The 1,908-nt window shown below is 50.3% G+C and carries 2 protein-coding genes; both read left to right on the top strand.

All coding sequences use genetic code 11. The annotated features are described in order from the left end of the window. The coding region (locus ACLD9W_RS12270; RefSeq protein WP_410842274.1) for a hypothetical protein at positions 1–376 on the top strand (376 nt) is incomplete at its 5' end. Positions 377–385: 9 nt separating this feature from the next. After that, entirely contained in the window at positions 386–1,615 is a 1,230-nt protein-coding gene (locus ACLD9W_RS12265; protein WP_410842273.1) for a restriction endonuclease subunit S, read from the top strand. Positions 1,616–1,908 lie beyond the last annotated feature (293 nt).

The raw sequence follows: 1,908 nt of genomic DNA, 5'->3' as shown, positions 1-1,908 counted from the left end.
ACGAAATCAGAACAGCAAAGCGAACAACAACCCGCACCGCAGTGCGCGTAATCACCGAGTTTGGTTACCCTGCCCGACGGGGTGGGGGAACACAGTTGCTACGGCATGCGGGCTGCGCGTGCTGCGGCGCACGCGGCTTCCAAGTTTTAAAGGCCGTCTGAAAGCGGGTTTGCGGGCTTCTGCGCCGTTCCCGCCTATGCGGGATAACGTTTCTGAAAGCTCAGTTTCGGCGAAGGCGAAACGGTATAATCAAACGGCCTCAAACGGCAAGAACGCGTGCGCGGCAGAGCCATACCCCACGACATACGGGCTGCGCTTGCTAACGGGCGGCGAATTTGATCCGGCAGGCATTGCAGGCCGGCAGGCGATTTTTTAGGAGACGACAATGAATAAACACAGCGCACCGCGCCTAAGGTTTGCAGGGTTTGCGGGGGCGTGGGAAGAGAAGAAAATCGGCGACGTTTTGACAGAAGTTTGCCGTTCAATTTCTTTGGAAGACGATAAAAAATATCAACTTGTTACCGTAAAACGCCGAAATGAAGGCGTGGTTTCTCGCGGTTATTTATTTGGGAAAGACATTCTTGTTAAAAATTATCGCCAACTAAAAGCAGGCGATTATTTGATTTCCAAGCGTCAAATTATTCACGGCGCAAACGGGTTAGTGCCGTCTGAATTAGACAATGCGATTGTTTCCAATGAATATCTTGTTGCAATCAGCAATGACGATTTAAGCACTGAATTTCTTGCGCTGCTTTCCCGAACGCCCGAAATGTACCGAAAATTTTTATTGAGCTCATACGGCGTAGATATTGAAAAAATGGTCTTCAATGTTGAAGACTGGAAAACCCGAAGCATCAATTTGCCCACCAAACCCGAACAAACCGCCCTCGGCGATTTTTTCAGACGGCTGGACGAAACCCTCGCCCAAGAGCGCGCCCGCCTTGCCAAAACACAGCAGCTTAAACGCGCCATGCTCGCCAAACTCTTCCCCGCGCACGGCGAAACCGCCCCCAAACTGCGCTTTAAAGGCTTTTCGGGGGATTGGGAAAGGAAAATGTTGGGGGATTTGGGTCATTGCGTATCAGGCGTTGGCTTTCCTGAAAGAGAACAAGGCGGATCGGACGGCATCCCCTTTTTTAAAGTATCGGATATGAATTTGTCGGATAACGAAGTCGTTTTGAAAAAAGCCAATCACTATGTAACTGAAACCCAGATAGCCGAACGTAAATGGCAACCAATTGAACAACTTCCGTGCATATTTTTTGCCAAAGTTGGTGCTGCATTGCTTTTAAACCGCAAGCGTTTAGTGAATCAACCTTTTTTATTGGATAACAACACAATGGCGTTCATTATGAATAACGGTTTAAACGACTATTTTATAAAAACGCTTTTTGACACGATTGAATTGCCCGAATTGGCACAAACTGGGGCTTTGCCTTCTATTAATGCCAAAGATGTAGAAAATGTATCGGTGTTGATTCCCCCAACCTCCGAAGAACAAACCGCCATCGGTAACTTCTTCCAAAAGCTCGACCAAACCCTCGCCCTGCAAAGCGCAGCGCTTGAAAAACTCACCGCCCTGAAAAAAGCCCTGCTCGCCGCCATGCTGGTGTAGGCCGACTGAAACCGCCAATCCGTCGGGGCTCGACCCAACCTGCCCCGCTGAAACTTCGTCCCCTCTCCCGCTTGCGGGGGAGGGTTAGGGTGGGGGCATTTTCGGCTTCGGTAATATTGCAGGTTGGCGGCAAAGCAAGCGTAGCCTGCATGATGTAGCAACTGTGTTCCCCCACCCCGTCGGGCAGGGCAACCAAACTCGGTGATTACGCGCACTGCGGTGCGGGTTGTTGTTCGCTTTGCTGTTCTGATTTCGTCTGCAAAGAGACCAGATAATCCCGCATCCTTGCGTTC

It is taken from the genome of Neisseria sp. WLZKY-1 (assembly GCF_046546535.1).
Lineage (GTDB): Bacteria > Pseudomonadota > Gammaproteobacteria > Burkholderiales > Neisseriaceae > Neisseria.
Note: the sequence above shows the minus strand (reverse complement) of the source record. Positions and strands in the feature narration are given on the sequence as shown.

Coding starts and splice junctions, on each gene's coding strand:
- ACLD9W_RS12265 (WP_410842273.1), top strand. CDS start 386: ATGAATAAACACAGCGCACCGCGCCTAAGGTTTGCAGGGTTTGCGGGG.